Genomic DNA, 23288 nt, shown 5'->3' on the forward strand with positions numbered 1-23288 from the left:
ATCGGCGCACTGGCCGGCGGCTGCTTGCCGGGCGCCGGCGCGGCGGGCTTGGCCGCCGGGGCGCTGGCGCCCTTCTACGCAGGCGCGGCCTTGGCGGGCTTGTCGGCAGGCGGGTTGGTTTCGAGCTTCGACTTGGAACGCTTGACCGGCTGGCCGTCGAGCTGGGCGATGGCCTGCTGCAGCATGAAGTCGTCGGCGGAACCGAACTCGATCGGCTTCTTGCGGCGATCCTTCTCGCGCTCTTCCGGCGTCTTCTTCGCGTTTTCCTCTTCCAGGCGGCGCAGTTCTTCCACGCGGCGCTGTTCACGCTCGTTCATTTCCGGCTCTTCCGACTCCTGCTTGTTGTGCAGGTGGCGCTCGGTATCGATCTCGCGCGTGATCAGCGCGTCGTCCGGATCGCCTTCGGGATTCTGGTCGACCGGAATGTCCGGACGGATACCCTTGGCCTGGATCGACTTGCCCGTCGGCGTGTAGTAGTACGCGATGGTCAGCTTGATGCCCGTGTCATTGGTCAGCGGCCGCACCGTCTGCACCGAACCCTTGCCGAACGTGGTCTTGCCCATGATCAGCGCGCGGTGGTGGTCCTGCAGCGCGCCGGCCACGATCTCGGACGCCGAGGCCGAATAGGCGTTGGTCAGCACGACCATCGGGATCTTCTTGTACAGCGCCGGCAGGTCCTTGAGCGGATCGTCCTCGAGCGACGACAGGCGGTAGTTGTTGAACGTCGCCTTGTACACGCGCTTGGCGTCGGGTACCTGGCCGTTGGTGGACACCACCGTCGAGTCGTCCGGCAGGAACGCCGCCGCCACGCCAACCGCGCCTTGCAGCACGCCGCCGCCATTGTTGCGCAGGTCCAGGACGATGCCCTTCAGGCCCGGGTTCTTCTGGGCCATCTCGTTGAGCCGGCGGCCCAGGTCCGCGACCGTGCGCTCCTGGAAGCTCGTCAGGCGCACCCAGCCGATGGTGTTGTTGTCCAGCATCTTGGTCTTGACCGACTGGACGCGGATTTCGGCACGGGTGATGGAAATCGGGAAAGTGCGCTCTTCGCTCTTGCGATAGATGGTCAGCGTGACCTTGGTGCCCGGCTCGCCGCGCATGCGCTTGACCGCCTGTTCCAGCGGCAGGCCGCGCACGGGCTTGTCGTCGATACGGGTGATCAGGTCGCCGGGCTGGATGCCGGCGCGGAATGCAGGCGTATCTTCGATCGGGTTGATGACCTTGACCAGGCCTTCTTCCTGCGAGATCTCGATGCCCAGGCCAGCGAAGCGGCCGCGCGTGCCTTCCTGCAGTTCCTTGAAGTCCTTCTCGTCCAGGTAGGCCGAATGCGGGTCGAGGCTGGCGACCATGCCCTTGATGGCTTCGGTCAGCAGCTTCTTGTCATCGACCGGTTCCACATATTCGCGCTTGATCTGCCCGAAGATGTCGGCCATCAGCCGTAACTGGTCGAGCGGCAGGGGGCCGGCGGAGTTCTGCGCGGTGGCTGAAATCTGCAGCGTGGCCAGCACGCCGGCGACAAGTCCGACCGAAACGAGGCTGATGTTCTTGAGCGTCTTACGCATGAGGGCTGCCTGAACGTGTACGTATGGGGATTATGCCGGCTGCAGCCGCCCCTGCGCCGGGCGCGGGGCGGTTTGTCCGACAGTATAAAACGGTGTGGAGAAAAAGGCCTGTCACGTACCGGCTGTCGGTGGGCGGCCGCACCTTGGCTGGTGCATGCCGCCCGGCGGGCCTTCAGCGGGCCTTGCCCTGGCTGGCCACGGCCGCCAGCGAGGCGGCGATGGCTTCCTGGTCGCCCAGGTAGTAGTGGCGCAGGGGGCGCAGGTTGGCATCCAGCTCGTAGACGAGCGGGGTGCCGTTGGGGATGTTGAGGCCGACGATATCGTCATCCGAAATCTGATCCAGGTACTTAACCAGGGCGCGGATGCTGTTGCCGTGAGCGGCAATGACCACGCGCTTGCCGGATTGGATGTCCGGAGCGATGGATTCGTTCCACAGCGGCAGCACGCGGGCCACGGTGTCCTTCAGGCACTCGGTCAGCGGGATCTGCTCGTGCGGCACATTGGCGTAGCGCGGATCCTCGTAAGAGGCACGCGGATCGGTCGGTTCCAGCGCCGGCGGCGGCGTGTCGTAGCTGCGGCGCCACACGAGCACCTGCTCGTCGCCGAACTTGGCGGCGGTTTCGGCCTTGTTCAGGCCGGCCAGCGCGCCGTAGTGGCGTTCGTTCAGGCGCCATTCGTTGCGCACCGGGATCCACATCTGGTCCATTTCGTCCTGCACGTGCCACAGCGTGCGGATCGCGCGCTTGAGCACGGACGTGTAGGCCACGTCGAAGGCGAAGCCGGCGTCCTTGAGCAGTTTGCCGGCCAGGCGGGCTTGCGCGGCGCCAGTGTCGGTCAGGTCGACGTCGACCCAGCCGGTGAAGCGGTTTTCGAGGTTCCACGTCGATTCGCCGTGGCGGATGAGGACTAGCTTGTACATGCTGCTGCTTCCAGAGAGTGAATAACCTGCGTGCGCCGGGGCCGCCGCATTGGTGTCGCCATGTGTTCGTGACACGACAAAGAGGCGACAATGGCCGCTGTGGCCTGGCGGCGGAGGCCCGGACGCCAAACCGCGTATTTTATAATGCCGCCGACCCAACCCAACGGAATGCCAACGTGAATTTCTTCGCCGACTATAACAACCTCGCCCTGATCGCCCTCGCCGTGGTCTCGGGCGGCCTGCTGGCCTGGCCCACGATCGCCCGCGGCACGGGTGGAAAGGCCGTCAATACGGTCGCCGCCACGCAGCTGATCAACAAGCGCGGCGCGGTGGTCGTGGACATTCGCGAAGCCGCCGAGTATGCCAAGGGTCACCTGCCGCAGGCCAAGAGCGCCCCGCTGTCCGACCTGGCCACGCGCGCGGCCGGTCTTGCAAAGGACAAGGCTGTCCCCATCATCGTGGTATCCCAGACCGGCCAGGGCCTCGGCAAGGCTCAGGCAGCGCTCAAGGAAGCCGGGTACAGTGAGACCTATGTGCTCGAAGGCGGTCTCGCCGCCTGGCAGCAGGCCGGGCTTCCGGTCATCAAGTAAGCCGCGCCAGACTGGCCGGCCTGTCCGTCCCATACGCCGGATCCCGCTCGCGCGGTGCCGGCGGCGTTTGAGTATCGAAGGAGAACTGCATGGCCCGCGTCGTCATGTACAGCACGCAGGTGTGCCCTTATTGCGTGATGGCTGAGCGCTTGCTCAAGTCCAAGGGCGTCGAGACGATCGAGAAGGTCCTGATCGACCGCGAACCCGGCAAGCGCGAGGAAATGATGTCGCGCACCGGTCGCCGCACCGTGCCCCAGATCTATATCGACGACACCCACGTTGGCGGTTTCGACGATCTCTCCGCGCTGGATCGCCAGGGCGGCCTGACGCCGCTGCTGGCCGCCTGAGCCAGCGCAAGCCGCGGCCCCTGCGCGGGTGATAATGCCACCCGCGTCATGTACCATATGCGTTTTCCAACCGGGCGCAGGCTCGTGCCGCAACCGGCCGCCGCGTCCAACGCCCATCCCGGAAGCCTTTCATGAGCGACCAGCAAAACACCCAGCAGGAAGACCAACCCTTCTTCAACATCCAGCGCGTGTACCTCAAGGACATGTCGCTCGAGCAGCCCAATTCGCCGGGCATCTTCCTGGAATCGGAAGCCCCGTCGGTCGAAGTGCAGGTCAACGTGGCCGCTTCGCAGCTGCAGGAAGGCATCTTCGAAGTGGTGGTGACCGGTACCGTGACGACCAAGGTCCAGGAAAAGGTCGCTTTCCTCGTGGAAGCGCACCAGGCCGGCATCTTCGACATCCGCAACGTGCCGGTCGAGCAGCTCGACCCGCTGCTGGGCATTGCCTGCCCGACCATCCTGTATCCGTACCTGCGCGGCAATATCGCCGACATCATCACGCGTGCGGGCTTCCAGGCCATCCACCTGTCGGAAATCAACTTCCAGGCCCTGTACGAGCAGCGCCTGCAGGCCGCCATGGAAGAAGCCCAGGCCGCCGGCGGCGCCAACAGCGGCATCGTGATGCCTGACGGCAGCCAGGCTCGCCACTGATCCGGCAGTCCCGCACTGCCTGACGAAACGGGGCTGCGGCCCCGTTTTGCCTTTCCGGGGCCCGCGCACAGGGCTACCATCGATTGCGCCGATCCACCGTTCGAGCCGCCATGAAACTGACCTTCCTCGGTGCGGGTGCCTGGGGCACCGCACTCGCGAGCCATGCCGCCGCCAACCATGACGTGGTGCTGTGGGGACGCGATCCCGCCCAGCTTGCCGCGATCGCGGCGACTGGCAGCAACGAGGCCTATCTGCCGGGCGTACAGCTGTCGCCGCGGCTGCGCGTGGAAGCGGACTTCGAGCAGGCGGTCGGTCATGCCGCCGGCGATCCTGATGGCCTCGTGATCGTGGCCACGCCCGTGTCGGGCCTGCGCGAAATGACGCGCCGGCTCGCCGCGCGCGGCGACGGCCACGTGCGCATGCTGTGGCTGTGCAAGGGCTTCGAGGCCGGCACGCACGCGCTGCCGCACCAGATGGTGCGCGAAGAGCTTGACGCCGCGGGTCGTACCAGCGGATTCGACTATGGTGTGCTGACCGGCCCGAGCTTTGCGCGCGAGGTGGCGCTGGGCTTGCCGTGCGCGCTGACAGTCGCGGGCAGCGTGCCAACGCTGGCTGATTGCGCGCAGGCGGCATTCCACCATCACGCCATGCGCATCTACGGCAGCGACGACCTGACCGGCGTCGAGGTCGGCGGCGCGGTGAAGAACGTGCTGGCGATTGCCACTGGCGCGAGCGATGGCTTAGGGTTGGGGCTCAACGCGCGCGCCGCGCTGGTGACGCGGGGCCTGGCTGAAATGACGCGTCTGGGGCTCGCGCTTGGTGGACGTGCAGAGACCTTCATGGGCCTTGCCGGCGTAGGCGATCTGATCCTGACGGCCACCGGCGACCTGTCGCGCAACCGCAAGGTCGGACAACAGCTCGCGGCTGGCCAAAGCCTCGAGCAGATACTGGCAAGCCTTGGGCATGTCGCCGAAGGCGTGCGTTGCGCGCAGGCCGTGGCCGCGCTCGCCGAGGCCTGCAAGATCGAGATGCCGATCACGCGCGCCGTGTGCGCGGTGCTGTTCGAAGGCCTGAGCGCCGCCGATGCCGTGGCGCAGCTTCTGCAACGCGACGCACGCGACGAATAGCCTCCGTACAGTTCTCCCCGATTCCTTACGCATGACATCCCGTCGCCACGCGCTGATCGCGCTCGCCTGCGCTTGCGCAGTGTCCCCGTCCTGGGCCGACAAGCCCGACAACTGGCCGTCGCGGCCGCTGCGCATGGTGGTGCCGTTTCCGGCGGGATCGTCGCCCGACCTGATCGCGCGCCTGCTTACCGAAAAGCTTGCGGCGACGCTGGGCCAGCCCGTGGTCGTGGAAAACCGGCCGGGCGCCGGCGGCAATATCGGCACGGGCATGGTGGCCAAGGCCGCGCCCGACGGCTACACGCTGCTGTTCACGATCAACGGCCCGCTGGTGACTGCGCCCTCGCTGTCGCGAAACCTGAACTACGATCCGTTCCGTCAGCTGGCGCCGGTTACGTTGGTCGCGACATCACCTAACGTGCTGGTCGTCGATGCAAGGCTGCCCGTGCATAACCTGCACGAGTTCGTGGCGCTGGCGAAGACGAAGTCCGGAGCGCTGAATTACGGCTCAGTCGGCAACGGGAGTGCCGCGCATCTGGCGATGGAGCAGCTCAAGGCCATGGCCGGCATCGACCTGCAGCACGTGCCGTATCCGGGCTTCCCGCAGGTTACTACCGCCATGGTCGGCGGACAGATCCAGGCCGGCTTCATGGTGCCCGCGATTGCGATGCCGCTCGTCAATGCAGGCAAGCTGCGCATCCTCGCGGTGACCACGACGGGACGCACGGCGGTGCTGCCCTCGGTACCGACCGTCGCCGAATCGGGCTATCCCGGATTCGAAGCGATTTCGTGGCAGGCGGTGCTGGCGCCGGCGGGCACGCCGCCCGCGATCATCGACCGGCTTTACCGTGAGCTGGTGGCCATCATCGGCAGCGCCGACGTGCGCGAGAAAATGCGCGCGCAGTATTTCGTGCCGGCTGGCACGGCGCCGGCATCGCTGCGCCAGACCATGGCGAGCGAAAAGGTGCGCTGGGACAAGGTGATCCGCGCCGCGGGCGTGCAGCCCGAATAGCGCTGGCGCTCAGGCGCCACCGGCAAAGCCGTTCTGGCGCCAGGCCTCGAACACGACCACGGCCACAGTATTCGACAGGTTCAGGCTGCGGTTGTTGGGCCGCATCGGCAGGCGAATGCGCTGCGAGGGCGGAAACGATTCGCGCCGCTCGGGCGCGAGTCCGCGCGTTTCGGAGCCGAACACGAACCAGTCGCCGGGCCGGAAGCTGACCTCCCCGAACGGCGTCGAGCCATGCGTCGTCAGTGCGAACATGCGCGCCGGGTCGGGCTGCTCGCTGGCCATCAGCGCGTCCCAGTTCTCGTGCACGCGCATGGTCGCGTATTCGTGATAGTCGAGTCCCGCGCGCCGCATGCGGGCATCCTCCAGCGGAAATCCCAAGGGCTTGACCAGATGCAATTGCGCGCCGGTGTTCGCGCACAGGCGGATCACATTGCCGGTGTTGGGCGGGATTTCCGGTTCGACCAGGACGACGTGGAACATGGGGCGGTTTCCTTGGCAGGGCAGGGCGCCATGGCCCCGGCATCAAAAACGGTGCGCAGCTTACCGCGCGCGGGCGGCGCTGTCATCCGCCGGCCATTGGCGTCTTATGGCGTACGCAGCGCGACGATCACACTGACCCGTGCCGCGCCCTGTGCCTTCAGCGTGCGCGCGGCTTCGTCCAGCGTGGCGCCTGTGGTCATCACATCATCGACAAGGCCCACGTGCATGCCCGCGAGCGGTCGTGGGCGGCCCATGCGGAATGCGCCGCGCACATTCATCTGCCGCTGGGCCAGGTCCAGCAAGTGCTGGGTGGCGATATCGCGCGGACGCTCTAGCAGCACAGGATCGCTCGCCACGCCCAGATGGCGCGCGAGCGGACGAGCGATCTCCCAGGCCTGGTTGAAGCCGCGTTCGGCCAGGCGTTGCGGCGACAGCGGGATGGGCGCGATCAGGTCCGGCATCGGCGCGCCGGCGGCCCGTACCCGGCTTGCGAGCGCGGCAGCGAGCCACCCGGCCAGGGACAGCACCTTGCCATACTTGAGCGCCAGCACCAGCGAGTCCTGCGGAATGCCGTAGTCGCCGAGCGTGAAGGCCTGGTCGAAATCGGGCCGATGCTGCGCGCATGCCCGGCACGGCTCGCCCGGTGCCCGCCCCATCGCGCAAACCGGGCAGCGCGACACCGGGTAGAGCAGTTCGGCAACGCAGTCGCGGCACACCACTTCATCCTGCACCGTCCCGCAGAGCGCGCACGAACAGGGCAGCAACGCGCGCACCAGCCCCCGGAGCTGTCCGGCGGCTTTCGCGGTGCGCGCGTATACTTGCCGTCCGGCCGCCCGCCAACGCGCGCGGCTGCCATGCGCCGCGTGTGTCGCCGCGGCCTCTGTGTCCCCATTTTCCTGTTGCCTGGTTTTCCCGTGTCCCTGCATGCCGCCGATTCTCCCGATGCCTTCGTGCCGCCCACGCGGCTGACCCGGATCGCTTTCGACCGGCGCAGCGCCGCGTTCGGCCAGCTCGATTTCCTGCTCGGCGAGATCGGCCGCCGCATGCAGGAGCGCATGGAGGTGGTCCGGCTGACGCCACAGCGCGCGCTCGATATCGGCTGCGGGCACGGCCAGGGCCTGGCGGGCTTGCGCGCGCGCTTCCCCGACGCACAGATCGCCGGCCTCGATATTTCCGGCGCGATGCTGGCCGAGGCGGGGCAGCGCGATCCGCAGCGGCGGCCCGGCTGGGTCGGCCGCCTGCTCGGCAAGCGGCCGCTGTTCGACCTGGTCCAGGGCGATCTTGCCACACTGCCTTTTGCGCCCGGCAGCTTCGATCTGCTGTGGTCCAACCTGGCCCTGCACTGGCATCCGGAGCCGCACCGCGTGTTCCCGGAATGGCACCGCGTGACGCGCGACGATGGCCTCGTGATGTTCTCGCTGTTCGGCCCCGATACGCTGCGCGAACTGCGCGCCGCGTTCGAGGAGGTCGATACGGCCACCCACACGTTGCGCTTTGTCGACATGCACGATATCGGCGATATGCTGGTCCATGGCGGCTGGTCCACGCCGGTCATGGACATGGAAACGCTGACCGTGACCTATGAATCGCCCGAGACGCTGCTGCGCGAGGTGCAGGCCTTCGGCGGACTGCGCGCGCATGCGGCCCTGCGGCGTGCCGGCCTGCATGGCCGGCGCTGGCATCAGGCGGTCTGCGCGGCGCTTGAGCGCCTGCGCAATGCCGATGGCGTGATTCCGCTGACCTTCGAAATCGTCTACGGCCACGCCTGGAAGCTGCCTCCGCGTGGTTCGCAGCAGGTCGACGAACTGGGCCGCGCGGTGGTGCCGGTTGACAAGATCGGCCGGGCCCGGCCGCGCCGCTGAGCAGTTACGACTGTAATGACTTCCGTGTAACGAAAAACATGTGCGGATCGCCCGCCAGGCCATGTCTGCACTGGTTTTGCGGGCGATTTCGTTAATGCGCGTTAAGCATAAATCCCTACGTCGCGCAAGCGCTTTGGTCAATGTGCGGCCTTGTCCGTGTATGCGAAGCGCCCTATAATGCGCCAGTTTGTCGCAGTGGTCCCCTGGCACAAGAACGTCCTGGAGTTGCACTCGCACGGTGCACTCAGGGCGCAATCGTCCCGGGTGTGCATCCGATGCAGAGTGGTTGGCGATGCAAGACTTGGGTATCGCATTCCAGACGGCAAGTGGTGACTCCGGCGGAAATCTCGACGGACCTCCCCCCGCGCCCCACGACTGGCTGATGAAGCGGAATTGCTCGCTCTCTCCACGCCAGGTCGGCTGGTTTTACCTCTCGATCTTCACTGTCTCGCTTGCTATCGCGTTGTTTTTCGCGGTGCAAGGGTCCTGGCTCGTGCTGCCATTTGCCGGCCTGGACCTGCTCGGACTGGGGATTGCTCTGCTTGTGTATGCACGTCATGCGACGGACTATGAGCGTGTCAGCATCAACGATGGCGTGCTGGTCGTGGAGACAGCCAGTGCGCAGCGGTTGACGCGCCATGAATTCAACCCGCAGTGGGTGCGGGTCGAACTGGGGGAATCGTCCCGCGCGCTGGTGACCTTGCGCTCGGGCAAGCGCGTTGTGCAGGTGGGGTGCTATCTGGACCCGCACAAGCGGCGCAAGTTCGCCCAGGAGCTCGCAGCGGCCCTGCGCCGCCTCTGAGAGGTGGCGGGGGCGGAGGCGGGGACAGATTTGGATCTGTAAATTGGGTAGATAACAAATGAAAATGTGGAAGAAGGCATCCGCAGTTTGTCTGGCGAGCGCATCCCTGCTTGCCAGCCAGGCGGCCCTGGCGGTCAGTGACATGCCCGGCGGTCCCGCCGTGCGTCAGCTGAACCTGACCGAGCCGGTCACCAAGATCGCCGAGCAGATTCACTGGCTGAACTGGATGATGCTGATCATGTGCACCGTGATCTTCGTCGCGGTGTTCGGCGTGATGTTCTATTCCGTGTTCACGCACCGCAAGTCCAAGGGTGCCAAGCCCGCCTCCTTCCACGAAAGCATCACGGTCGAAATGATCTGGACCATCGTCCCGTTCCTGATCGTGATCGCCATGGCGCTGCCCGCCACCAAGACCGTGGTGGCCATGAAGGACACCACCAACTCCGACGTCACCATCAAGGCCACCGGCTACCAGTGGAAGTGGGGCTACGACTACCTGAAGGGCGAGGGCGAAGGGATCTCCTTCGTGTCCACGCTGACCACGCCGCGCGAGCAGATCAACAACGAAGCGCCGAAGTCGAACACCTACCTGATGGAAGTCGACAACGAGCTCGTGGTGCCGGTCAACAAGAAGGTGCGCATCGTCACGACCGCCAATGACGTGATCCACGCGTGGATGATCCCGGCCTTCGGCGTCAAGCAGGATGCGATCCCCGGCTTCGTGCGCGACACGTGGTTCAAGGCCGAGAAGGTCGGCGTGTACCGCGGCCAGTGCGCCGAGCTCTGCGGCAAGGAACACGCGTTCATGCCGATCGTCGTGCGCGTGGTGTCCGACGCTGACTACACCAAGTGGGTCGACGGCAAGAAGAAGGAAATGGCCGCCAAGGCCGATGATCCGAACAAGACCTGGACGCTCGACGAAATGAAGGTGCGCGGCGAGAAGGTCTACGCCGCCAACTGCGCGGTCTGCCACCAGCCGAACGGCAAGGGCGGCGGCGCGTTCCCGGCGCTGGACGGCTCGAAGATCGTGAATGGCCCGAAGGCCGGCCAGATGCACATCATGCTGGAAGGCAAGAACGCCATGCCGTCGTGGAAGCAGCTGTCCGATACGGAGCTGGCTGCAGCGATGACCTATGTGCGCAACAGCTGGAGCAACAAGACCGGCGAAGTGATCCAGCCCAGCGATTTCGTGAATGCCCGCGCCGGCAAGTTCCCCGAGGGCGGCGGCGCTGCAGGCGGCGACGCACCGAAGGCGGACGCGAAGCCCGCCAAAGACCAGGGCAGCAAGCAGGCCAGCATCGCGGGCGACCGCACCGCAGGCTGACCGGCTGAAGACAGGACAGGATTAGAGGAGCATTTGCGATGAGTACTGCTACCCCCGACGCAATCGGCCATCCGCACGATCACGCGCACGGTCACGGTCACGACGACCACGCGCATGATCACCCGCATGGCTGGCGCCGCTGGTTGTTCGCCACCAACCACAAGGACATCGGCACGCTGTACCTGCTGTTCGCGTTCATCATGCTGTTGTCGGGCGGCTTGCTGGCACTGCTGATCCGCCTGGAGCTGTTCGAGCCGGGCCTGCAGTTCTTCCGCCCCGAGCTGTTCAACCAGTTCACCACCATGCATGGCCTGATCATGGTGTTCGGTGCGATCATGCCGGCCTTCGTGGGCTTCGCGAACTGGATGATCCCGCTGCAGATCGGCGCGTCCGACATGGCGTTCGCGCGCATGAACAACTTCAGCTTCTGGCTGATGCCGCCGGCTGCGCTGCTGCTGGCCGGCTCGTTCTTCGCCCCGGGCGGTGCCACCGCCGCCGGCTGGACGCTGTACGCGCCGCTGTCGGTGCAGATGGGCCCGGGCATGGACATGGCCATCTTCGCCATGCACATCATGGGCGCGTCGTCGATCATGGGCTCGATCAACATCATCGTGACCATCCTCAACATGCGCGCGCCTGGCATGACGCTGATGCGGATGCCGATGTTCTGCTGGACGTGGCTGATCACCGCGTACCTGCTGATCGCCGTGATGCCCGTGCTGGCCGGTGCCATCACCATGGTGCTGACCGACCGCCACTTCGGCACGAGCTTCTTCTCGGCCGCTGGTGGTGGTGACCCGGTGATGTACCAGCACATCTTCTGGTTCTTCGGCCACCCCGAGGTGTACATCATGATCCTGCCGGCCTTCGGGATCATCTCGCACGTGGTGCCGGCGTTCGCGCGCAAGCGCCTGTTCGGCTACAGCTCGATGGTGTACGCGACCGCTTCGATCGCCATCCTGTCGTTCATCGTGTGGGCGCACCACATGTTCACGACCGGCATGCCGGTGACGGGCCAGCTGTTCTTCATGTACGCGACGATGCTGATCGCGGTGCCGACGGCTGTGAAGATCTTCAACTGGATCGCGACGATGTGGCGCGGCTCGATGACCTTCGAGACCCCGATGCTGTTCTCGATCGGCTTCATCTTCGTGTTCACCATCGGCGGCTTTACCGGCCTGATGCCGGCGGTGGCCCCGATCGACATCCAGCTGCAGGACACCTACTTCATCGTGGCGCACTTCCACTATGTGCTGGTGGCCGGCTCGCTGTTCGCGCTGTTCGCGGGCTTCTACTACTGGGGTCCGAAGTGGAGCGGTTTCATGTACAACGAAACCCGCGGCCAGATCCACTTCTGGGGCTCGATCATCTTCTTCAACGTCACCTTCTTCCCGATGCACTTCCTGGGTCTGGCCGGCATGCCGCGTCGCTATGCCGACTATCCGACCCAGTTCGCGGACTTCAACGCGATCGCGTCGATCGGGGCACTGGGCTTCGGCCTGATGCAGGTGTATTTCTTCTTCTTCGTGGTGCTGCCGTCCTACCGTGGCGGCGAGAAGGCCGCGGACAAGCCCTGGGATGGTGCCGAGGGCCTGGAGTGGACCGTGCCGTCGCCGGCGCCGTTCCACACCTTTGAAGTGCCGCCGCAAGTTCGCTAAGCACTGAACGCAATCAGGCACGGAGGGCGCCAGCCGCCTTCCGTGCCGGCAGGTAACACAAGATGCAGGCTCCACAAAAAAATCCATCGCAAGCAGACCAGAAAGCCGCCAACCGGCGACTGGGACTGATCCTGTTGTCGATCGTGGTGGTTTTCTTTCTGGGGTTCTTCGCCAAGATGGTTTTCCTTGGCTGAAGCTGCGGGGTAGCGGGATGAGCGTCGATCAGCAGGGGCAGAATCAGAATCACGAAGCCGACAAGCGGTTCAACCGCGGCATGATGCTGCGGCTGGTCGTGATCGTCGGCGTGATGTTCGGGTTCGGCTACGCGCTGGTGCCGCTGTACAAGAAGATCTGCGATCTCACCGGGCTGAACGTGGTGACCACGCGCGAGCTGTACGGCGGCTCGCTCAAGAATACGCAGGTCGACACGAGCCGCACCGTCACGGTGGAGTTCGATTCGAACGCGCGCGGCCCGTTCGCGTTCCGTCCGGTGAAGAACAGCATGGAAGTGCATCCCGGCGAGATGGCGACGATCGTCTACGAAGTGGCCAACGGGCAGCCGCGCGACATTTCCGCGCAGGCGATCCCAAGCTACGCGCCCAAGCAGGCGACCGAGTACTTCAAGAAGCTCGAGTGCTTCTGCTTCAAGCAGCAGACGCTCAAGGCCAAGGAAGCGCGCGAGATGCCGGTGGTGTTCGTGATCGATCCGAAGCTGCCGAAGGATGTGAAGAACATCACGCTGTCGTACACCTTCTTCGAAGTGGGTGCGCCGGTGGCGCAGGCACCGCAGGGCGAGCTGGACAGCCGGCCCGGCAACGGTGGTTGAGGCAGGTTGAGAGCAGGACAGAGGAGACGGCGGTGGATGAACTGAAGGACGCGGTCAAACGCAAGATGTCTTTCGGGCAGACCATGCGTGCGGTGCTGTGGTCGTTCATCGGCCTGCGCAAGGGCGCGGCACACGAGAGCGACATGGCGAAGCTGAACCCCGTGCATGTGGTCATTGCCGGGGTGATCGCGGCGGCGGTATTCATCGCGATCCTCATTACGATCGTACGCGTCGTGGTCAGTTCGGCCGCGGCGTAGCAGGGCAGGAAGTAGGGTAGACAGAAAAGCAGTGCCAGCGGCGGCCTGGGAGGCAAGGCCGCCGGATGTGCCGATAACGATTGAACCAAGACTCTGAGCTGGAGATAAAAGAATGAGTGCGAATCGCGCAAACGCTCCGTACTACTTCGTACCGGGACCGTCGCGCCACCCGATCACGGCAAGCTTCGGCCTGCTGATGACCGGCGCCGGCGCAGCCGGCTGGGTGAACGGCGTGCACTGGGCGCCGTACCTGTGCGGCTTCGGCCTGCTGTGGTTCCTGTTCGTGCTCAAGAGCTGGTTCAGCGATGCCATCGGCGAATCCGAAGGGGGCATGTACGGCAAGAACATCGACCTGTCGTTCCGCTGGTCGATGGGCTGGTTCATCTTCTCCGAAGTGATGTTCTTCGCCGCGTTCTTCGGCGCGCTGTTCTATGCCCGCACCATCGCCATGCCGTGGCTGGGCGACCTCGACAACAAGATCCTGTGGCCCGACTTTGCCGCCGTATGGCCCAATACCGGCCCGGCCGGCGTGGTCGAGAACTTCCAGACCATGGGCCCGTGGCCGATTCCGACCATCAACACGGCACTGCTGCTGATGTCGGGCGTGACGCTGACCTGGGCGCACCACGCGCTGCTGGCCGGCAAGCGCAGCCAGCTGATCCAGGGGCTGGTGCTGACCGTCCTGCTGGGCGCGATCTTCATGTGCTTCCAGGCTTATGAGTACATGCACGCCTACTCGGAACTGAACCTGAAGCTCACCTCGGGCGTCTACGGTTCCACGTTCTTCCTGCTGACCGGCTTCCACGGCTTCCACGTGACCATGGGCGCGATCATGCTGACCGTGGTGCTGATCCGCGTGCTCAAGGGCCATTTCACGCCCGAGCATCACTTCGCGTTCGAAGGCGCCGCCTGGTACTGGCACTTCGTTGACGTGGTGTGGCTGTTCCTCTACATCGTGGTGTACTGGCTGTAAGCAGCAACTTGTCGTACCCGGTGGAAGGCCTCAGCGCCTTTCGCCGTGGAACCACAAAACAGAAGCGCCGCAGGAGGGGAACCAGCCTGCGGCGCTTGTTTTTTGGGGTTTCCGGAGCCTACGGATTCATGCGGATGCCGGTGCTGTGGATCCAGCCCATCCAGTGCGAGAACAGGATGAACAGGAACAGCGCCACTGAGAAGCCGACGCGGAACATCAGCGAACGCATCATGTTCGGCGTCCTGCCGCGGTCGCGCATCATGAAGAACAGGGCCGAGGCCAGGCTGCCGATGATGAGGAGGAAGGCGACGATGATGACAAAGCGCATGGTGAGGCAGGCTGGCCGCAATACGTGCACTACGTGCAAGGCGTGCCGCGGGCTCGTGAGCGGAAAGAGTCATTATCGCATCGCCGGCATCACCCCGTATGGGCCGGTTGGAGTCGCCCGATGAAGCTCTGGCGTGCCCTGAGCCCCGTGCCGACCGTTGCGGCCGCCGTGGTGATTGCGGTGACCTGCGCGCTCGGCAACTGGCAGCTCAACCGCGCGCACGAGAAAGTCGCGCGTGCCGAACGGCTGCAGGCGCTCGCCGCACAGGCGCCGGTGACGCTGACTACGGCGCCCGTACAGGACAATCTCACCGACCGGACCGTGCGCGTGACTGGCCGTTTCGAAGCGGACCGCACCGTCTTGTTGGATAATCGCCCCCACGGCAATGGCACCGACAGCCGCGCCGGCTTCCTGGTGCTGACGCCGCTGGTGATCCGGGGTGATGGCAGAGCCGCTCGCAGCGTGCTCGTACTGCGAGGCTGGCTGCCGCGCGATGCCCAGGACCGCACGCGCATCGCGCCGTTTCCGACGCCGGCCGGCGAAGTGACGATCGAAGGCACGGCACTTGCCGCGGTGCCCAAGGTCTATAGCCTCGGCCAGTCCGCCAGTGCGGAAGCGGGGAAGCAGATTCGCCAGAACGTAGACCTGGCAGCGTACGCGGCCGAACGCGACGTGGCGCTGCAGCCGCTCGTGATCGAGCAGCGCACCGACACCGGCGATGGCCTCGCGCGCGACTGGGCACCGGCCGACCTGGGTGCCGACCGGCACTATGGCTACGCCTTCCAGTGGTTCGGCCTTGCCGCGCTTACGCTGGTGCTGGTGATCGTGCTGGGCTGGCGCCGTGCGCGCCGGCTTGCCGGAGCAGGACAACCGTAACGGCCAGCCGGCCATGAACATCGGCGCACGCCATTGTGCGGGCGCCACGACAAACGAACGACAGACGTACACATGCCACACCAAGACTCCGCCCCGGCCCCCGCCGGCACGGCATCTCCGCCGGACTCGCGCATCGACGCGCGCACGCGCCGCGGCCGCCTTCAGATGCTGCTGCTGTTGCTGGTGTGCGCATCGCCGGTGATCGCGTCCTACCTGACCTATTACGTTTTCAAGCCGACGGGCGGCGCCACCAACTACGGCGCGCTGATCGATCCGCAGCGCCCGATGCCTCCTGTGCGCGTCGCCAACGAGCGCGCTGAGGCGGTTCCGCTCGAAAGCTTCCGCGGCAAGTGGCTGCTGGTGACGGCCGATCCGTCGGCCTGCGACGAAGCCTGCGCGAAGAAGCTGTTCACCATCCGCCAGATCCGCGCGGGCCAGGGCCAGGACCGCGAGCGTATCGTGCCGGTCTGGCTGATCACGGACGAGGGCGCGGTCGATGAGCGCCTGAGCGCGGCCTACAACGAGCCCTATGCCGGCGTGCGTTTCCTGCGCATCCCGCCCGACGTCGCGCGCCAATGGCTGCCGGCGGCCGAGGGCAGCCGCATCGAAGACACCATCTTCCTGGTCGATCCGCTCGGCAACCTGATGATGCGTTTCCCGAAAGACCCCGATCCCAAGAAGATGAGCGGCGACCTCAAGAAGCTGCTCCGGGTTTCCCGGATCGGCTGAGGAACGACGCGCATGCTGCTCCAACTCGCCATCATCGGCGTCCTGATCGCGCTGTTCCCGATCTCGTACGTGCTGGTCCGCGGCGACCGCAACAAGTACCGCAAGCTGGTCTGGATCACCGCGTTCCTGACGCTGGATCTCATCATGTTCGGCAGCTTCACGCGGCTGACTGATTCGGGCCTCGGCTGCCCCGACTGGCCGGGCTGCTATGGCCATTCCAACCCACATTCGGCCGTGGAGCCAATCCGCGCGGCCGAAACCGCGTTGCCCAGCGGCCCTGTGACGCTCGCCAAGGCCTGGATCGAGATGATCCACCGCTATTTCGCCATGGCCGTGGGCGTGCTGATCATCACGCTGATGGTGCTGGCGTGGGTCAAGCGCAAGGAGTTGAAGCAATCGCCATGGTTCGCCACCGGCGTGCTGCTGCTCGTGTGCGTGCAGGGCGCGTTCGGCGCATTCACGGTGACGATGAAGCTGCAGCCGATCATCGTCGTCACGCACCTGCTGCTCGGCATGAGCCTGCTCGCGGCGCTGATCTGGCTAGGCTCGCGAAATGATCCGCGGCATCTTGTCGCACCCGAGGCTGGCGCGCTGCGCTGGCCCGCGCGCGTGGCGCTGCTGCTGCTGGTGATCCAGATATTCCTGGGTGGCTGGGTCAGCACCAACTACGCGGTGATGGCCTGCACGGACTTCCCGCTGTGCAACGGCCAGGTCGTCCCCGAGATGGACTTCGTGCACGGCTTCACGCTGTGGCGCCAGCTCGGCATGACGGCTGATGGCGACTACATCCCGCATGCGGCGCTGGTGGCGATCCACTGGGTGCACCGCTGCTTTGCCGTGGTGGTGCTGGGCTACCTCACGTGGTTCGGCCTGCGTGCGCGCCGGCTCGAAGGGCTGGGCAGCGCATCACGCTGGCTGCTGGCTGCGCTTGCGCTGCAGCTCGCGACCGGGCTGTCGAACATCGTGCTGGACTGGCCGCTGGTCGCCGCAGTCGCCCACAACGGCGGCGCGGCGGTGCTCCTGCTGCTGTTGGTGCGTCTCAACTACAATATAGGGCTCGCGACCCGACCCGCCGGCGCTGCCTCCAGCGTGCCGACTGCCGCTCGCGCCACATGAAAGACAAACTCCCTCCCGTGGTAACCGCAACGCAATCCCATCCCGTGGGCCGGGTCCGTCACCTGGCCCGCCAGTATGCCGCCCTGACCAAGCCGCGAGTGACGCAGCTCGCGGTGTTCTGCGCCATCATCGGCATGTTCCTGGCCACGCCGGGCATGGTGCCGTGGCGCGTACTGATCGGCGGCGGCGCCGGCATCTGGCTGCTGGCCGGGGCCGCGTTCGCGATCAATTGCCTGGTGGAGCAGAAGATCGACGCGCTGATGCGCCGCACCGCATGGCGGCCGTCCGCCACCGGCGAGATCACCACCACGCAGACGCTGATCTTCTCGGCCGTCCTTGGCGGCGCCGGCATGTGGCTGCTGCACGTATTCGCCAATGACCTGACGATGTGGCTGACCTTCGCCACGTTCCTCGGCTATGCGGTCGTCTACACCATCCTGCTCAAGCCGGCCACGCCGCAGAATATTGTCATCGGCGGCCTGTCGGGCGCCATGCCGCCGGCGCTGGGCTGGGCGGCTGTCGCCAACGACGTGCCCGCCGAAGCGTGGTTCCTGGTGCTGATCATCTTCACCTGGACTCCTCCGCATTTCTGGGCGCTCGCGCTGTACCGCCGCGCCGACTACGCCAAGTCCGGCCTGCCGATGCTGCCGATCACGCACGGCGAAAAGTACACGCTGCTCAACATCCTGCTGTACACGCTGGTGATGATCGCCGCGACGCTGCTGCCGTTCGTCTACGGCATGAGCGGCTACATCTACCTCGCCAGCGCACTGGTGCTGGGCGCCTGGTTCCTGAAGTATTCGTGGACGATGTACCGCAACTACTCGGACCAGCTGGCCCAACGCGCCTTCCGCTTCTCGATCCTCTACTTGTCGCTGCTGTTCGCGGCGCTGCTGATCGATCACTACTTCAAGTTCGTGCCCCAGATCTGAGCGATCTGGGAGCTTCGCGGCCTGCGGCATCTTGTCGCGGTCGCCGTGCGGCAGGGCACGAATGGGCGATACTGTGTGCTGCCCTCGCCATCGCGGCGCCGCGGATTTGCCGGCGTCCATCGACTTCCGATTTCCCATGACCAAGCCAAGCCAGCCCCACGGGCTCTTCGCCTCATTCCGCCGCTTTGCCGCGCTAGCGTTCCTTGCACTCGCGCTCGCCGCCTGTGGCCAGCAGAAGGCTTCTTTCCGTAACGTCGACATCAGCGGCGGGGCAGATTTCGGCAAGGATTTCTCGCTGACCGACCACAACGGCAAGGTCCGGACGATTTCGGACTTCAAGGGCAAGGTCGTGGTGATGTTCTTCGGGTACACCCATTGCCCCGATGTCTGCCCGACCACCATGGCGGAGTTGAAGGCGGTGATGGAGCAGCTTGGGCCGGATGCGGACAAGGTGCAGGTGTTGTTTGTGACGGTGGATCCGGAGCGGGATACCCAGGCGCTGCTGGCGCAGTACGTGCCGGCGTTTGATCCGCGTTTCCTGGGCATGCGGCCGGCGGATGAGGCTGCGTTGCAGAAGGTGGCGAAGGACTTCAAGGTCTACTACGCCAAGGTGCCGGGCACGTCGCCGAACAACTACACCATGGATCACTCGGCTGGCAGCTATGTGTTCGACACGGAAGGGCGCCTGCGGCTGTTCATTCGTCACGGCCAGGGACCGGAGCCCATCGCCCACGATATCAAGCAGTTGCTGTCCTGAGAGACGGCACGGCAATGAAAAAAGGCCGGTCCAGTGGACCGGCCTTTTACATGGCGCCTCGTTAGCGCCGGGCGATCAGGCAAACGCCTGCAACGCCCCCTTCATCTTCTTCATCGCCGCCACCTCGATCTGGCGAATGCGTTCAGCCGAGACACCAAATTCATCGGCCAGCTCGTGCAGCGTCGCACCACCCGAGCCGTCGTCCTCAACGTTCAGCCAGCGTGCCTCGATAATCCGGCGGCTGCGCTCATCCAGCCGCGCCAGCGCCTCTTCCAGCCCCTCGACCTGCATGCGGTCCTGGCGCTTGGCTTCCAGTACGCGCGTCGGCTCGTTGTGGTTGTCCGCCAGGTAAGCGATCGGCGCGAATTCTTCCTCGCCGTCATCGACCTGGCCTTCCAGCGCGAGATCGCCACCCGACATGCGGGTTTCCATCTCCATCACCTCTTCAGGCTTGACGTTGAGATCGCGCGCAACGGCTTCGATCTGCTCCGGCGTGAAGGTATGGGAACCCTGCTTGTGGCTGCGCAGGTTGAAGAACAGCTTGCGCTGGGCCTTGGTGGTCGCCACCTTGACCATGCGCCAGTTCTTCAGCACGTATTCGTGGATCTCGGCCTTGATCCAATGCATCGCATACGACACCAGGCGCACGCCCTGATTCGGGTCGAAGCGCTTGACGGCCTTCATCAGCCCGATATTGCCTTCCTGGATCAGGTCGGCGTGCGGCAGGCCGTACCCGAGGTACTGGCGCGCAATCGACACCACCAGGCGCAGGTGAGACATCACCAGCTGGCGTGCGGCATCGACGGATTCGTTGTCGCGCAATTCGCGCGCGAGGCGTTGCTCTTCCTCTGCGGTCAGCATCGGAATGCGATGTACGGCCTGGATATAGCTTTCCAGGTTGCCCACAGTGGCCGGGAAGGTCAATGCAAAGCTTCCGGCCTGCTTGGGCGCCGTCGGCAGACGGCTGTTCATCAGGGTTTTGTCGGCAGACAAGACTGCGTTCACTCAGTAGCTCCTTTCGCATCCGGCGTTCGGTTGCCGGCGCGCCACTCCGGATGGGAGGGCACGGCATTGCAACACATCTTAGCACTCAAGCCGGGTGAGTGCTAATTGGAGTCCCTAAGCCGTCGATAGTTCCTGATGATCATCATCTATATTCGAATAGCGTTTGGTCCCGCTAAGGCACTTACGCTGCATATCGGCGGCCTGGATATCTTCAATTAGAGGGTCCCGCCACGCCTCGGTTCGCACCGCGTGGCGGGATACTGTATTGCACCACCCGCTACACTGACAGTGCTGGCGCACGCACGCCAAGGCCAACAAAAGCGCGCCTCACGAAACCGGAGAACCCATGTCTGCCATCGAACACTTGCTCAAGCCCCACGTGCGGGACCTGGGCGACTTCACCGTGCGTCGCCTGCTGCCTGCAGCCGCGACCCAGACCGTCGGCCCGTTTATCTTCTTTGATCACATGGGACCCGTGGCGATGCCTCCAGGGAAAGGCGCCGATGTGCGCCCGCATCCGCATATCGGACTGGCCACGGTGACCTATCTGTTCGAAGGCGAGATCATGCACCGCGACAGCCTCGGCAGCGAGCAGGTGATCCGGCCTGGCGACGTGAACTGGATGACGGCCGGCAATGGCATCGTCCACTCCGAGCGCTCGCCCGACGCCGTGCGCGAAGCCGGCGCGCGGCTCCATGGCATCCAGACCTGGGTGGCGCTGCCTAAGGATCACGAAACCGTCGAGCCTTCGTTCTTCCATCATCCGGGCGCCACGCTGCCGAAGATCGAACAGCCTGGCGTGCGCATGACGGTGATCGCCGGAGATGCCTTTGGCAAGACTTCGCCCGTCACGGTGTTCAGCCGCACGCTGTACGTGGCGATCGAGATGGACGCTGGCGCGATCCTGGAGATTCCGGCCGAGCATGCGGAGCGGGGCGTCTATCCGGTCGACGGCAGCATCGCGCTCGACGGAGAAGCCTTGCCCTCCGAGCACCTGGTGGTGCTGACGCCGGGTCAATCAGTCACGCTGACGGCCACCGCGCCATCGCGCGTGATGCTGCTCGGCGGCGATCCTACAGACGGCCGCCGATTCATCTTCTGGAACTTCGTGGCCAGCAGCAAAGAGGCTATCGAAGCCGCTTCGCAGCGCTGGGAGGACGACCAGTTTCCGCACGTCCCCGGCGAAACGGAGCGCATCCCGCTGCCCCAGCGCAAATCCTGAGCAGCGGACGGACTGGCGCCGCTCAGAGCGGGTTTGCCCAGGCGACGCGCGTGCCTTGCTGCAGGCATTCCTGAATGGCGCGCACCTGGGTGGCGATCGGCGCCGGCACGGGCACGGTGCCGTCCAGCACCTTGCGCGTCCACGCGGCCGTATCGGCCACATCGCTGCCTTGCGGCAGTTCCGGCACGTCGGCGATCGAGCCGCTGGTCGGATCGACAAGCGTCTGCTGGTGCCCGTCATGCAACCAGTCGATGCGGCTGCCGCGGCGTGCATCGGCCACCACCTCGCCTTCGGTACCGCGCGCCAGTAGCACATTGGCGGGCTCGTGCGAGAAGTAGTCGGTCAGCGTCTCGCGATACTCGGGGTGCGTATAGCTGTACAGGCGCAACGCCTCGGCCGGGGAATGCGAACCGACCGGCTGCAGCATCTTGGCCACCGTGTGCGAGGAATTGCGCAGGCCGATGACATTGCGCCGGTCCAGCAACTGCGACAGGCCCGGCGACAGCACGTCCACGGGCACCACGGCCAGCGGCCCGTTGGCGCCATCGCCGTCGCGCAGGCGCGCGGCGGCTTCGTCGGTGGATGCACAGAGCGGCACGCCGAGCGCCTCAAACAGGGCCATGCTCGTCACGCGGCCCTGGAATGTGCGCGAACCGTGCACCAGCACCGGCACATTCTCGCGCGCGAGCAGCAGCGCCAGCAGCGGCACCAGGTTGGGCTGCTTGCGCGCGCCGTTGTAGCTCGGGATGACCACGACCTGGCGATCTCCCGGCGCGGCCAGCGGACGGCAGTGCGTGTGCGCGGCCTCCAGCATGCCGGCCAGTTCGTGCGGAGCCTCGCCCTTGATGCGATACGCCATCAGCACCGCGCCCAGTTCCAAGTCCGACACGCGGCCGCCCAGCATGGCGTCGAACAAGGCCTGCGCGTCTTCGCGCGGCAGCGCGCGGGCGCCGTTCACGCCGCGGCCGATTTCCTTGATGTAGCGGGCTGCGGGGAAGGCATCCGCGGCGGGAGTGGCAGAGGAAGTGGTCATGGGCGTGTTATGTGGGGATGGGTTCCGCTTCATGATAGCGGAGCACCGCCGCCACGCCCATGGCGGGCGGGCGTCCGGTGGCCGTTCAGGCCGCTTCCTGCAGCGCCGGGTTGCGCTGCTTGCGGTAGAGGAAGTCGAGCACCGCCGTGCGGCACGCGTGGTAGTCCTTGTCCTCGGCGAGCGCCACGCGGTCGCGTGGTCGCGGCAGGCCGACGCTGAGGATCTCGCCGATCGTCGCCGCCGGGCCGTTGGTCATCATCACGATGCGGTCGGCCAGCAGCACGGCCTCGTCCACGTCATGCGTGACCATGACTACGGTGCTGCGGGTCTGTTCGACGATCTTCAGCAGCGCATCCTGCAGGTGCGCGCGCGTGAGCGCGTCGAGCGCGCCGAACGGTTCATCCATCAGCAGCACCTTGGGCGCCATGGCGAGCGCGCGCGCAATGCCGACGCGCTGCTTCATGCCGCCCGAGATCTCGTGCGGATACTTGCCTTCCGCGTGGGTCAGGCCCACCAGCGCCAGCGTGTCATGCGTGCGTGCCTTCAGTTGCGCCTTGCTCTCGCTGCCACCAAAGACGCGCTCCACGCCCAGATGGACGTTGTCGAAGCAGGTCATCCACGGAAGCAGCGAGTGGTTCTGGAACACCACGGCGCGCTCGGGACCCGGGCCGGCGATTTCCCGGCCTGCGCAGATCAGCGCCCCGGTGGTCGGCGTGGCCAGCCCCGCGATCAGATTCAGCAGCGTGGACTTGCCGCAGCCCGAATGGCCGATCAGCGTGATGAACTCTCCCTGTGCGATCTGCAGGTTGACGTCGCGCAGCGCCACGAACGGCCCCTTGCGCGTCTTGAATGTCTGCCCGACGTTTTCGATGCTGACGAACTTTTCCATGGCGATGTCCGGTTGGGT

26 protein-coding genes and 1 pseudogene are annotated in these 23288 nt (G+C 65.5%); 19 read left to right on the forward strand and 8 right to left on the reverse strand.

The window, feature by feature from the left end; all coding sequences use genetic code 11:
• Together KHO41_RS25505 and gpmA are read right to left on the reverse strand one after the other, a co-directional pair.
• Nucleotides 1–1559 (reverse strand): annotated as a pseudogene (locus tag KHO41_RS25505) (S41 family peptidase); the annotation flags it as partial.
• Nucleotides 1560–1731: 172 nt separating this feature from the next.
• Complete coding sequence (gene gpmA / locus KHO41_RS25510) at nt 1732–2478, reverse strand: 2,3-diphosphoglycerate-dependent phosphoglycerate mutase (RefSeq protein WP_211956049.1); 747 nt, start codon at nt 2476–2478, stop codon at nt 1732–1734.
• Between the two features lie 176 nt (nt 2479–2654).
• Here gpmA and KHO41_RS25515 point away from each other — a divergent pair, with 176 nt between their 5' ends.
• From KHO41_RS25515 to KHO41_RS25535, 5 genes are all read left to right on the forward strand, one after another.
• On the forward strand, nt 2655–3068 hold the full coding sequence (locus KHO41_RS25515; protein WP_211956050.1) for a rhodanese-like domain-containing protein: 414 nt from the start codon (nt 2655–2657) through the stop codon (nt 3066–3068).
• Between the two features lie 89 nt (nt 3069–3157).
• The gene (gene grxC / locus KHO41_RS25520) at nt 3158–3415 is read left to right on the forward strand and encodes a glutaredoxin 3 (protein WP_211956051.1); all 258 of its coding nucleotides are present in this window, start codon (nt 3158–3160) and stop codon (nt 3413–3415) included.
• 131 nt (nt 3416–3546) lie between these two features.
• Nucleotides 3547–4065 carry a protein-export chaperone SecB gene (gene secB, locus KHO41_RS25525; protein WP_211956052.1) on the forward strand — a complete coding sequence of 173 codons (519 nt, stop codon included), beginning with the start codon at nt 3547–3549 and terminating at the stop codon, nt 4063–4065.
• Nucleotides 4066–4175: 110 nt separating this feature from the next.
• Entirely contained in the window at nt 4176–5192 is a 1017-nt protein-coding gene (locus tag KHO41_RS25530) for an NAD(P)H-dependent glycerol-3-phosphate dehydrogenase (RefSeq protein ID WP_211956053.1), read from the forward strand.
• A gap of 31 nt (nt 5193–5223) precedes the next feature.
• A complete protein-coding gene (locus KHO41_RS25535; protein ID WP_211956054.1) occupies nt 5224–6201 on the forward strand; it encodes a Bug family tripartite tricarboxylate transporter substrate binding protein in 978 nt (325 codons plus the stop codon).
• A gap of 9 nt (nt 6202–6210) precedes the next feature.
• Here KHO41_RS25535 and trmL read toward each other — a convergent pair whose 3' ends face one another.
• Complete coding sequence (gene trmL, locus KHO41_RS25540; protein ID WP_211956055.1) at nt 6211–6681, reverse strand: tRNA (uridine(34)/cytosine(34)/5-carboxymethylaminomethyluridine(34)-2'-O)-methyltransferase TrmL; 471 nt, start codon at nt 6679–6681, stop codon at nt 6211–6213.
• Between the two features lie 104 nt (nt 6682–6785).
• Entirely contained in the window at nt 6786–7454 is a 669-nt protein-coding gene (locus KHO41_RS25545) for a ComF family protein (protein ID WP_211956056.1), read from the reverse strand.
• A gap of 81 nt (nt 7455–7535) precedes the next feature.
• On the opposite strand from KHO41_RS25545, the gene KHO41_RS25550 reads away from it, so the two are divergent.
• From KHO41_RS25550 to KHO41_RS25585, 8 genes are all read left to right on the forward strand, one after another.
• On the forward strand, nt 7536–8543 hold the full coding sequence (locus tag KHO41_RS25550; protein ID WP_211956057.1) for a methyltransferase domain-containing protein: 1008 nt from the start codon (nt 7536–7538) through the stop codon (nt 8541–8543).
• 292 nt (nt 8544–8835) lie between these two features.
• Complete coding sequence (locus KHO41_RS25555) at nt 8836–9345, forward strand: DUF2244 domain-containing protein (RefSeq protein ID WP_211956125.1); 510 nt, start codon at nt 8836–8838, stop codon at nt 9343–9345.
• Nucleotides 9346–9403: 58 nt separating this feature from the next.
• Nucleotides 9404–10669: a cytochrome c oxidase subunit II gene (coxB, locus tag KHO41_RS25560; protein ID WP_211956058.1), complete on the forward strand. Its 1266-nt coding sequence runs from the start codon at nt 9404–9406 to the stop codon at nt 10667–10669.
• A gap of 38 nt (nt 10670–10707) precedes the next feature.
• Complete coding sequence (ctaD, locus tag KHO41_RS25565; RefSeq protein ID WP_211956059.1) at nt 10708–12327, forward strand: cytochrome c oxidase subunit I; 1620 nt, start codon at nt 10708–10710, stop codon at nt 12325–12327.
• Between the two features lie 62 nt (nt 12328–12389).
• The gene (locus KHO41_RS25570; protein ID WP_211956060.1) at nt 12390–12521 is read left to right on the forward strand and encodes a cytochrome oxidase small assembly protein; all 132 of its coding nucleotides are present in this window, start codon (nt 12390–12392) and stop codon (nt 12519–12521) included.
• A gap of 17 nt (nt 12522–12538) precedes the next feature.
• Nucleotides 12539–13153, forward strand: a complete 615-nt coding sequence (locus KHO41_RS25575) for a cytochrome c oxidase assembly protein (protein WP_211956061.1) — start codon at nt 12539–12541, stop codon at nt 13151–13153.
• 32 nt (nt 13154–13185) lie between these two features.
• The gene (locus KHO41_RS25580; RefSeq protein WP_011296507.1) at nt 13186–13410 is read left to right on the forward strand and encodes a DUF2970 domain-containing protein; all 225 of its coding nucleotides are present in this window, start codon (nt 13186–13188) and stop codon (nt 13408–13410) included.
• A gap of 112 nt (nt 13411–13522) precedes the next feature.
• A complete protein-coding gene (locus KHO41_RS25585) occupies nt 13523–14383 on the forward strand; it encodes a cytochrome c oxidase subunit 3 (RefSeq protein ID WP_211956062.1) in 861 nt (286 codons plus the stop codon).
• A gap of 118 nt (nt 14384–14501) precedes the next feature.
• On the opposite strand, the gene KHO41_RS25590 is transcribed toward KHO41_RS25585, so the two are convergent.
• Nucleotides 14502–14711 carry a twin transmembrane helix small protein gene (locus KHO41_RS25590; RefSeq protein ID WP_011296509.1) on the reverse strand — a complete coding sequence of 70 codons (210 nt, stop codon included), beginning with the start codon at nt 14709–14711 and terminating at the stop codon, nt 14502–14504.
• A gap of 120 nt (nt 14712–14831) precedes the next feature.
• Here KHO41_RS25590 and KHO41_RS25595 point away from each other — a divergent pair, with 120 nt between their 5' ends.
• The 5 genes from KHO41_RS25595 to KHO41_RS25615 all read left to right on the forward strand — a co-directional run bounded on the left by KHO41_RS25595 (nt 14832) and on the right by KHO41_RS25615 (nt 19121).
• Complete coding sequence (locus tag KHO41_RS25595) at nt 14832–15587, forward strand: SURF1 family protein (RefSeq protein WP_211956063.1); 756 nt, start codon at nt 14832–14834, stop codon at nt 15585–15587.
• Between the two features lie 72 nt (nt 15588–15659).
• Nucleotides 15660–16316, forward strand: a complete 657-nt coding sequence (locus KHO41_RS25600) for an SCO family protein (protein WP_211956064.1) — start codon at nt 15660–15662, stop codon at nt 16314–16316.
• Nucleotides 16317–16328: 12 nt separating this feature from the next.
• Nucleotides 16329–17432, forward strand: coding sequence for a COX15/CtaA family protein (locus KHO41_RS25605; protein ID WP_211956065.1), 1104 nt, complete (start codon nt 16329–16331; stop codon nt 17430–17432).
• Nucleotides 17429–18364 (forward strand): heme o synthase, encoded by a 936-nt coding sequence (gene cyoE, locus KHO41_RS25610; RefSeq protein ID WP_211956066.1) that lies wholly within the window; start codon nt 17429–17431, stop codon nt 18362–18364. The genes KHO41_RS25605 and cyoE overlap by 4 nt, the downstream gene beginning before the upstream one ends.
• Before the next feature lie 136 nt (nt 18365–18500).
• On the forward strand, nt 18501–19121 hold the full coding sequence (locus tag KHO41_RS25615) for an SCO family protein (protein WP_211956067.1): 621 nt from the start codon (nt 18501–18503) through the stop codon (nt 19119–19121).
• 75 nt (nt 19122–19196) lie between these two features.
• On the opposite strand, the gene rpoH is transcribed toward KHO41_RS25615, so the two are convergent.
• The gene (gene rpoH / locus KHO41_RS25620; protein ID WP_376989151.1) at nt 19197–20126 is read right to left on the reverse strand and encodes an RNA polymerase sigma factor RpoH; all 930 of its coding nucleotides are present in this window, start codon (nt 20124–20126) and stop codon (nt 19197–19199) included.
• A gap of 346 nt (nt 20127–20472) precedes the next feature.
• Here rpoH and KHO41_RS25625 point away from each other — a divergent pair, with 346 nt between their 5' ends.
• Complete coding sequence (locus KHO41_RS25625) at nt 20473–21348, forward strand: pirin family protein (RefSeq protein WP_211956069.1); 876 nt, start codon at nt 20473–20475, stop codon at nt 21346–21348.
• Between the two features lie 22 nt (nt 21349–21370).
• Here KHO41_RS25625 and ybiB read toward each other — a convergent pair whose 3' ends face one another.
• Together ybiB and KHO41_RS25635 are read right to left on the reverse strand one after the other, a co-directional pair.
• Nucleotides 21371–22381 carry a DNA-binding protein YbiB gene (gene ybiB / locus KHO41_RS25630; RefSeq protein WP_211956070.1) on the reverse strand — a complete coding sequence of 337 codons (1011 nt, stop codon included), beginning with the start codon at nt 22379–22381 and terminating at the stop codon, nt 21371–21373.
• A gap of 85 nt (nt 22382–22466) precedes the next feature.
• Nucleotides 22467–23270, reverse strand: coding sequence for an ABC transporter ATP-binding protein (locus KHO41_RS25635; protein WP_211956071.1), 804 nt, complete (start codon nt 23268–23270; stop codon nt 22467–22469).
• Nucleotides 23271–23288: the final 18 nt, after the last annotated feature.

The organism is Cupriavidus numazuensis (genome assembly GCF_905397435.1).
Classification (GTDB): domain Bacteria; phylum Pseudomonadota; class Gammaproteobacteria; order Burkholderiales; family Burkholderiaceae; genus Cupriavidus; species Cupriavidus numazuensis.